This is a genomic window from Peribacillus muralis, assembly GCF_001439925.1.
In the GTDB taxonomy this organism is placed as follows: Bacteria; Bacillota; Bacilli; order Bacillales; family DSM-1321; genus Peribacillus; species Peribacillus muralis.
Window position 1 is genome coordinate 200403 of record NZ_LMBV01000004.1, and the last position, 9518, is coordinate 209920.

7 protein-coding genes and 2 pseudogenes are annotated in these 9518 nt (G+C 40.1%); 5 read left to right on the top strand and 4 right to left on the bottom strand.

Annotated elements, in window-relative coordinates; genetic code table 11:
* Nucleotides 1-65 precede the first annotated feature (65 nt).
* Nucleotides 66-782: pseudogene (locus ASU00_RS07500) on the top strand (FGGY-family carbohydrate kinase); the annotation flags it as partial.
* 371 nt (nucleotides 783-1153) lie between these two features.
* Here the strand turns inward: ASU00_RS07500 and ASU00_RS07505 are convergent.
* From ASU00_RS07505 to ASU00_RS07515, 3 genes and pseudogenes are all read right to left on the bottom strand, one after another.
* A pseudogene (locus ASU00_RS07505) lies at nucleotides 1154-1390 on the bottom strand (dTDP-4-dehydrorhamnose 3,5-epimerase family protein); the annotation flags it as partial.
* 87 nt (nucleotides 1391-1477) lie between these two features.
* A complete protein-coding gene (locus ASU00_RS07510; RefSeq protein WP_057912833.1) occupies nucleotides 1478-1750 on the bottom strand; it encodes a hypothetical protein in 273 nt (90 codons plus the stop codon).
* Between the two features lie 178 nt (nucleotides 1751-1928).
* Complete coding sequence (locus ASU00_RS07515) at nucleotides 1929-3548, bottom strand: ABC-F family ATP-binding cassette domain-containing protein (protein WP_057912834.1); 1620 nt, start codon at nucleotides 3546-3548, stop codon at nucleotides 1929-1931.
* A 1025-nt stretch (nucleotides 3549-4573) separates the two neighbouring features.
* Between ASU00_RS07515 and ASU00_RS07520 the strand changes: the two genes are divergently transcribed.
* Together ASU00_RS07520 and ASU00_RS07525 are read left to right on the top strand one after the other, a co-directional pair.
* Nucleotides 4574-5122 carry a hypothetical protein gene (locus tag ASU00_RS07520; RefSeq protein WP_057912835.1) on the top strand — a complete coding sequence of 183 codons (549 nt, stop codon included), beginning with the start codon at nucleotides 4574-4576 and terminating at the stop codon, nucleotides 5120-5122.
* 392 nt (nucleotides 5123-5514) lie between these two features.
* On the top strand, nucleotides 5515-7764 hold the full coding sequence (locus ASU00_RS07525; RefSeq protein ID WP_057912836.1) for a HelD family protein: 2250 nt from the start codon (nucleotides 5515-5517) through the stop codon (nucleotides 7762-7764).
* 23 nt (nucleotides 7765-7787) lie between these two features.
* Here the strand turns inward: ASU00_RS07525 and ASU00_RS07530 are convergent, their stop codons facing one another.
* Nucleotides 7788-8309 (bottom strand): GNAT family N-acetyltransferase, encoded by a 522-nt coding sequence (locus ASU00_RS07530; RefSeq protein WP_057912837.1) that lies wholly within the window; start codon nucleotides 8307-8309, stop codon nucleotides 7788-7790.
* Between the two features lie 144 nt (nucleotides 8310-8453).
* On the opposite strand from ASU00_RS07530, the gene ASU00_RS07535 reads away from it, so the two are divergent.
* Nucleotides 8454-8645 (top strand): hypothetical protein, encoded by a 192-nt coding sequence (locus ASU00_RS07535; RefSeq protein WP_057912838.1) that lies wholly within the window; start codon nucleotides 8454-8456, stop codon nucleotides 8643-8645.
* Nucleotides 8646-8718: 73 nt separating this feature from the next.
* Nucleotides 8719-9132 carry a hypothetical protein gene (locus ASU00_RS07540; RefSeq protein WP_057912839.1) on the top strand — a complete coding sequence of 138 codons (414 nt, stop codon included), beginning with the start codon at nucleotides 8719-8721 and terminating at the stop codon, nucleotides 9130-9132.
* The last annotated feature ends 386 nt before the right edge of the window (nucleotides 9133-9518 follow it).

Below are 9518 nucleotides of genomic sequence, written 5' to 3' on the forward strand. Positions count from 1 at the left end.
TTATGAAGGCGTTAATCTAGTCTTATTAATTAATTGCTCATATAGCGATGACCGCAAAAAGTAACACATATTCATTAATTTTAGCACATGAAGACGATTCATCCCTAGACTTGGAGGGGAAAGTTCATTTTTTTAACCACTGTAAAAAGGATGCCTTTTATACAATGGGTGTTACGCTTTCTGCCGGACACAGTCTGCAATGGTTTAAAGAAACCTTCGCGAAGGACGAATCGTTTGATGAGTTATTGAAAGAAGTAGGCAGCATTCCACCGGGTTCGGGCGGTCTTATATACACCCCATATTTAGTCGGTGAACGCACCCCACATCCAGATTCAGTCATCCGTGCGAGTTTCATTGGCATGGATAGTGCACATACAAGAGCCCATTTCGCGCACGCCGTAATGGAAGGCATTACTTTCTCATTGCATGAATCGATTGACCTGTTCCGCAAAGAAGGGAAAAATATCGACACCGTCATTTCAATTGGCGGAGGTGCAAAAAATGATGTGTGGCTGCAAATGCAGGCAAATATTCTCGAGGCGAAAGTAGTAAAGCTGCAAAATGAACAGGGACCAGCACTGGGCGCGGCCATGATTGCCGCAGCTGGGAGCGGGATGTTTGACTCACTGGAAGAGTGTGCCGCTGTTTTCATTAAGGAAGGACAGGCTTTTATGCCGGATGCAGAACGGGCCAAGCAGTATAAGTCATTGTTTTCAATTTATCAGACAGTGTATGATCAAACAAAGCCCATTAACGAACAACTGCAGTCATTCCGTTCATAAAAAAGGAGGGATTATATTTTTTAAAAAATTCTCTGACAGATCCTTTTCTGAAGTGAAGAAAAAGGCGGAAGCGGATAAGGATAAAATCGAAGCCATGGCAGAAGCTGAAGATTGCCGAGGCGCTTGAACAATTCGGTTAAGCAACCGCTATGGTGTATGTTTTTTTTAAAAGGATTCCGGAGTATGCCAAAGATAACAAAGTGGCTGGCTATCCACCAAGTTTAATGGTTAAATGGCAGGAGTCAACGAAGGCCTCTACTGGCAATGATGGGAAAGCGAATTATACCATTAAAAGCCTTCAAACAAGAGAAGGCTGAAGTATAAAGCATCAAGCAAGGCTAAAGAGCTAGGTAAGAGTGTTGAATGAGCTCTTACTTATGTTTTGTATCCCAATCGAAATTAATGTCTTTATCATCCCAAGGGATTCTTTTTTCATCTGGACGCAAGGGGTTATACGACTTAGTCGTACAATATAGGACGGTAGCTGGTTTTTCGCCCAGTACACGGTAACCATGAGCGACACCTTTAGGAATGAGCAAAATACTGGGATTGTTTTTACCCATATAATAAACATTCGTTTCACCTTTTGTAGCAGAGTGTTCTCTTAAAACTTGTGAAAATTAATGACGTGAATTTTAATATATAATTGAAACAAGAAAAAGGTAAGGGCATTAAGATGCTCTTACCTTTTTTATTCAACAAATATGTTCGTCATAATCCGTTCTGAGGAAATTCAACATTTTTTGCTTTTGATGGGAATAATGAAAGCAATTAAAGTGAAAGGAAAAGTCATCGAAAAAGAGTGAATTCTTTTCGTCAAAGCCATAAGCGCTTAAAAAATCTGATATGATCCGCTCTTGATCCACTAAGTCAAACAATCCAGAAACATAAAATTGATAACTGAATTTATCGTATAAGAAAAGATATCCAGTTTCTTCAAATATATTGTTTAGCGAATGTCCATCCAATCCAATCCACTCCTTTCTTCTCAATATAGCTTTAAGTCAATGAATTTATACAGGACTCATCTTGGTTTATCATTATATTTCAAGCAGATCGATTTTTATACCTTCAATAAGTGGGGAGGCAGACAGGAGGGTGACAAAAAAAGCACATCCAATAAGGATGTGCCGCTTGTAATGAAGTTTATTTGTACATTTCAGCCACTTCTTTTTGCAATTGACTATTTTCAAGATACTCATCATAACTAACTTGCTTATCGACTGTACCTTTTGGTGTAAGCTCAATGATCCGATTCGCAACAGTTTGGATGAACTGGTGGTCATGAGAAGAGAAAATCATCGAACCTTTAAAGGCAATCAAGCCGTTGTTCAACGCTGTAATCGACTCTAAGTCCAAGTGGTTTGTAGGTTCATCAAGCATAAGGACATTCGAGCCGCTTAACATCATTTTGGAAAGCATACAGCGGACTTTCTCGCCCCCTGAAAGAACGCTTGCCTTTTTCGTCACTTCATCACCAGAGAATAGCATTCTTCCTAAGAAACCGCGTAGGAAGCTTTCGCTTTGATCATTTGGGGAATATTGACGAAGCCAATCGACAAGAGTCAAATCGACGCCTTCAAAGAATTCAGCATTATCTTTAGGGAAATATGCCTGTGATGTCGTTACGCCCCATTTAAACGTTCCGCCATCCGGTTCAATTTCTCCAGCCAAAATTTTGAACATGGTCGTTTTGGCAATCTCATCCTTGCCGACAAAAGCAATCTTGTCACCTTTATTCATCGTGAAGCTGACGTTATTCAAGATTTGGATGCCATCAATCGTTTTCGAGATTCCATCAACCCGAAGCAGGTCGTTTCCGATTTCACGCTCAGGCGTGAAGCCGACATAAGGATAACGGCGCGATGAAGGCTGAATATCATCCAAGCTGATTTTATCCAATAATTTCTTACGTGAAGTTGCCTGGCTCGATTTGGATGCATTGGCGCTGAATCGAGCGATGAAATTTTGCAGCTCTTTAATTTTTTCTTCTTTTTTCTTATTGGCATCTTGAGTCAGTTTAAGGGCAAGCTGACTGGATTCATACCAGAAGTCATAGTTCCCGATATAGACTTTAATTTTACCAAAGTCAAGATCCGCGATATGTGTACAAACTTTGTTAAGGAAGTAACGGTCATGGGAAACGACGATAACGGTATTTTCAAAGTTGATCAAGAACTCTTCCAGCCATTTGATCGCTTTTAAATCCAAGTGGTTGGTTGGCTCATCCAGCAATAGAACATCCGGTTTACCGAAAAGCGCTTGGGCAAGCAATATTTTCACTTTGTCGCCACCGGTCAATTCAGCCATTTTCTTTGTATGCAATTCTTCTGTTATGCCAAGGCCCTTTAAGAGGATGGATGCTTCAGGTTCCGCTTCCCATCCGTTTAATTCGGCAAATTCACCTTCAAGCTCAGCCGCTTTCATACCGTCCTCGTCCGTGAAGTTTTCCTTCATATAGATGGCATCTTTTTCTTGCATGACTTGATATAATCTTTCGTGACCCATGATGACAACTTTAAGTACTTCCTCTTCTTCATAAGCGAAGTGATCTTGCTTAAGAACGGCAAGGCGTTCGCCTGGCCCCATATGAACATCACCGGATTGTGCTTCGATTTCACCGGATAGGATTTTTAAGAAGGTGGATTTACCGGCACCATTTGCACCAATAAGTCCGTAGCAGTTACCAGGCGTGAATTTTATATTAACATCTTCAAACAGTTTACGATCGCCATAGCGTAAACCAACATTATTTACAGTAATCATTTATTTACATTCCTCCAAAATACTTTTGTTTCAACGTTTTCAACACAAGTTTAAGTCAATTGAAATGTTTAAACTATGCCGTTCGTTAAATTGTATCTTATTTCTAAGAAAAATTAAAGTTAGATTAGCAAAAACAAACGGGTAATGGAAAAAAAGAATAATTGTCGATTGAATCAAAAACCTATTTTAGGTGATGATACAACATTCCCGCCCATGCTATGTTCGGTCTTTTTATAAGTATAATGCGTTGCTGTTTACCAAATAAATCGGTTTCCAGATGCTCAGCTTTCAAGAAGGAGGGCGTTGAGACTCCTCGGAGTAAACGCCTGTGGGCAGTTTCATGTTAAAAACAACAATCTTTACTAAGAAAATCCAATATATAGGTACAAATATTTATTGAAAAATACCTTGATATCCGTATTATAAATGTTTGTGACTTATGTAGCGGGAGGAACGTTTATGATTGGCTGAGCAAGAGGGTAGGATGTTCAAATTGGGCGGGACAGTGAACTTTTAATAGATTTATTACGTCTTCCGCGGCGTTTTAATTGGTTGGAGTTTTCATGGAATTAGATATAACCGTCAACTGTTGAAAATTCAGCAGTAAATATCCTTTATAGAGTCACATGATAGAGTAGCGTAAAGCCGAAGTTTGTATAACGTAAATGAAAGCGTTGAACATTAAGGGATTTATATAAATATTCAAGCGATCTTGGACGATATTCAAGGCTGTTTTTATATGTTCCATCATTAAACGCGTCCAGTAATTAATTTGGCGAAACATGAGCAGTGCAATAATAGTATTAGATATGGATTGAAATAATCGTTGCTCGATTTTTAATCATTTTGAGGAATTGAAATGGGTTTATTTACAAGTAAGATTGCGGCAGGTATAGTATTGGGAGGTTTTACATTGGCTGGGGCAGGACGTATTTACAGGTACAGGTACGCTGCAGCAGGCTACTGATTTTGTTAAAGAAGCAGGAAGCAAGTTAACTCAATTTGAAGGAAATGAGAAAACCTTGGTGAGCAAGATCAATACTTTACGGGATAGTGCTAATGCAAAAATTAGCGAAGCGAATTCCATCATCACCGGAAAGAAAGCCGAGATCTCCAAGTTAAATCAAGATATTAAAAATATGACCTCAGAAAAAGATAATCTAACCAAGGACATTGCTTCCCTAAAAAACGAGATCACAGGTCTACAAACAAGCTTGAATGATTCCAACACGAACTTGGAAGCGACCAAGGCGTCTCTTAAAACGAAGACTAATGAGTATAATGACAAAGTTGCTGAGTTAAATACGACGAAAGAAAAGATTGCTAATTACGAAAGTTTACTTAAATATGCCCAGCAAAAAGCTGAAGAAGCAGATAAATTAGTGGCACAGCTCGAAAAAGAGATCCAGAAGGCCAATGATGAAGTGAAGGTACATGGTGAAGCAGTGAATAAAGTTAAAGTAGAATCTAAAGATGACCAGCCGCTTAGCCAGAAGGAACTTGATGCCATGAATACAACCTTGACAAATGTCGATTCTGGAGCTGCTGATACTGGAGTAGGTTCCATAAAATAATATTTACATTATAATGGTGTAAAGGGGTGGAGGTATATTCTCCGCTCCTTTGCATTAGTTTAATATAATGAAGCTTACTAGCATCCCCCTCAATTGGTTCAACTTCTGAGAGTACCTGTAAGACAAGCGCTTGTAACGTTACGAAAAATGAGAAATAATTTAAGACCATCCTCCATTCTTAAAATACCTAGCCAGTCCCATCCCGATTGTTTTCAAAAGTGTTGATTGTAACGCATCTGGATCCTGCAGAGGTCAACTGTATATAGCTAAATCAGAAATGGTAGAATCATGCATCCAAATTTGTCAACCATTAGGTTTTCTGATAGTATAAATGTCCATTTCATCTTGGTATCGGTTTAATTATTCGATTAATTGTGAAGGGAGAGTGGGATATGGGAAGTCATCCCGATTTTGAGAAGGAGCGGCAAAGGCTGGATTTTACTAAACGCTATATAGATGTCGTCATTAAAACCTCAGAAACGAGCAAAGATCAATTTCAGCGAAATATGCAAGAAGCTTTTGGTGATGCGGACTGGTCTGAATCCGGATTATATTCTCAGTTGCTGACGACAGCGAACTTTTTTGAAATGTCCAAAACTGAACTTGAGAGTTTACGGAAAGCGAGCAAAAAGCCTTATTTTGCGAGAGTCGATTTTGAAAGAAATGATGGTGGCAGCGGTGAGGTGCTTTATTTCGGGAAAACCTCCCTTTACCAGAGGGAAAGTCAGGAACAGATCATCGTCGATTGGCGATCACCGATTGCCAATCTTTATTACGAAGGAAGGATTGGCGAAATTGAATACGAAGCCGAAGGGGAAACATTTAGCGGAAACATCACGTTAAAGAGACAGCTAATGATCGAGCAAGGAGTCCTGGAAGAGGTAAGGGACATCGATTTAACGACAACGGATGAATTGTTGCAGGAATCCCTTTCTAAAAGCTCAAGCAATCGGCTGACCGATATCATTACAACGATTCAGGAAGAACAAAATAAAATCATCCGTGCGGATTTGAATAAACCGATCATCGTTCAGGGGGCCGCCGGCAGTGGGAAAACAACAATTGCTTTGCATAGGATATCTTATTTCATTTATCACTATAAAGACATGTTCGACCCACGGCAATTAATGATTCTGGCCCCAAACAGGGTGTTCATCGATTACATATCTGAAGCATTGCCTGAATTGGGGGTTGAAAAAGTAAAGCAATTCACATTCGCCGAATATGTTCAGGTGGCGATAGGAAAACAAGTGAAGCTCGCAGCAGACGATAAGTTAATTCGCTTGCTGGAGAAGGATGATGAAGAAACAAAGGCCGCTGTCTGGATTTCAGGCATGAAAGGCTCTCCTGCGTTTAAAAATATTTTGGACGAATATGTGAAGGATATATTCAAAGGATTTCATCCGGATGCTGATTTTTATTGTGATAAGTATCGTCTCTATTCGGCTAAGAAGTTCGTCAAATTATTGGAGGAGGATTACTGGTACTTGCCTCTATACACCAGATTGGATAAACTGAAGGCCATTTTACAAAATGAAGTGAAGCTGAAAAAGAAAATCATCCTTGAGAGGGTCACTGAATTTTATGAGGCCAAAATTGAAAAGGCACTCTATAAGAATATCGATCCAGTCATACGGAAGGAATTTGTTACGAAATGCCACGATAAAAAGGAGGAGCGATTCCGGCAGGTTCAAAAGGCGATCAGATCTTCTGTAAAAAGCTATTTCAAGCAATTTCAAATTAAAAATATCTTCCAATACTACGAGGAATTGTTTGGAGACCCTGGGCGACTGGTCTCGTACAGTAACGGTAAACTGACTTTGGAAGATGCCGATACATTGTGTGCCTATAATCGTAGATTATTTTCCATGAAAAGCTATGAAATCGAAGACTTGGGTGCATTATTATATCTTCAGGAGCGGCTTTTTGGTGTCGCCAAAGAACACAAAGCAAAAAATGTCGTCATTGATGAGGCACAGGATTATAGTTTCATGCAGCTACAAGCACTTAAGACGGCAGTGGATACAGATATGTTCACATTGGTAGGTGACCTGGCACAAGGTATCCATTCATACCGGGGCTTGCAAACGTGGGAAGATGTCCACCGGCGCATTTTCCCGCGGGCGACATATACAGAATTACAAAAAAGCTACAGGACGACCGTCGAAATCATGAATCAGGCTAACCAAGTTCTTCAGTTGTTAACATACGATTTCCCGGAAGTTGAGCCTGTTGTCCGTCATGGCAAGGAACCTGAATTCATCTCCATTGACAAGGATGGTTGGGAAGAAGAGCTGATTGAACGGATTGACACGCTTAAAGGGGAGGGCTTTAAAACGTTCGCGGTGATTGCCAAAACGATGAAGGATTGTAAACTGGCTAACGATAAGCTAAGTGAAGTCAATCAAGGCTTCCACCTAATAGATGAGGCGGGAAGCATACCGAAGGACAAAACCTTCATTGTTCCCTCCTATCAAGCCAAGGGGCTGGAATTCGATGTTGTCTTTGCTATATCGCTGGAGGAAACGTATGGCACTGAAAATGATCTTGACATCAAACTGCTGTACGTCACGATGACAAGGCCATTGCACCGGCTCTATTTTTTAGGACGGAAGAAAAGCGCGTTCCTTATCGAGACTTGATATGTCCTGGCTGGAAGGATCGTTCACAAATGATTAAGTATATCCTGGATATCCTTCCACCCATAGCCTACTTCGAGAAGCTCGATGTTAGCCATTTTAACCGATTTTTCAGCAACGGCTTGACCGCCTAGAGCCTCGTAAAAACCGCATGAAGGATTATCCTTTAAGGCCCAGATGATTAAATTCTTATGGCCCATTTTCATAAGTTCATCAACGACTGCTTTTATCATTTTCTTGCCAAGTCCCTGTCGCTGGTATGCTTTTAAGAAATAGATGGCATATACTTCACCTTGAATATGCGGGTCATTCGTTTGTTCAGGGCCGCCAGATGCGAAACCGATGATTTCGCCGTTGGAATTTTCTGCTACAAACGTGGCATTATGCAGCATTTTTAAATTCCTTTGCCAATTTTTCATCCTGGTTTCAATATTCAATGAAGCTAAATAGTGATGTGGCAGGATTCCTGCATAAGTCGATTGCCAACTATTCACATGTACATGAGCTATACCTTTTACATCGTTCTCCATCGCTTTTCTTATTATCATTTGAAAAACACCCTTTAATTTTTTTGTTTTTTACCTAGAATATCATGGGAAAGGTGAATAAGCATTTAAATTATGTTTATAACTAGCTTAAAAAGGATATGAAATAAAAGAGCGATTCAACGAGATGAAGGGAAGGATGAGAAGATGACATTGAAAGTTGGTTTTTATTTTCCAGGAGGTAAAGAAATAGAGCATGAAGTTGAAGGTGATGACTCGACTCAAATGATTTCAAATATCCAAAAGCATCGTTATTATAATTTAGTTAAAGGCGATTGTCATTATGTCGTGGATACCGAAAAGGCAGCTTATTTTTCGGTAACGGAAATAACGGATTGAGGGTGAACCGCATTGGACTTTTGTTCCAATGCGGTTTATTCTTTTTAGTATCGATATAAAGGAGTTTTGGACAATGAAAATTAATTTTACAAAAAAACAATATGAAACGTTATTCAAAATGGTTCAGTACGGATATTGGGTGGCTTCCGATACGGAAAATAGTAAAGAGTTCGGGGAGATGGAACAGTACATCAATTCCTATGCCAAAGATTTCGGCATCGAAGGGGTGCGATTCATGCCCGAATATGAGCTATATGATATAAGCAGGGAATTGGAGGATCAGCTTCATCAAGTCATAGACGAATATGAAGAAGGTGTCTTTCAGGACAAGCTGGCGTATCACTTGGCAAGAAAAGAGTTTATCGTGGAATCGGAGCAACATGATTATAATCAAGAAGAGGCGTTTAAACGTCTCATGGAGCTAGAAGAAAAATATCACCTTCATTTAGAAGAGTATGGAATGCAGAAATTGAAGGTGGAAGAATAAGGGGAAAGAGGGCGGTTGCCCCTCTCAGACTGTAGATGGACTCTCGATAAGAATGGAGTTTGTTTACAGTTATTTTTGGTTTTTATAATTTGCCCATTCCATTCCACTCTGTGTTAAAACGAAGTTAGCATCACAAGTTGCCCATAGTTTTGGAGAATGTTTGCTTTGTCCGTTCCATTCCCACTGCAGGCGCTCCCTTTCCNCCTTGAGCCTCCTCGGCTTTCAGCCTGCGTGGTCTCACGTAGACGCGCATTTCTAAGCAGGAGTCTCGCGCCTTCCGTTTCATTCCACTCTGTGTTAAAACGAAGTTAGCATCTCAAGTTGCCCATAGTTTTGGAGAATGTTTGCTTTGTCCGTTCCATTCCCACTGCAGGCGCTCCCTTTCC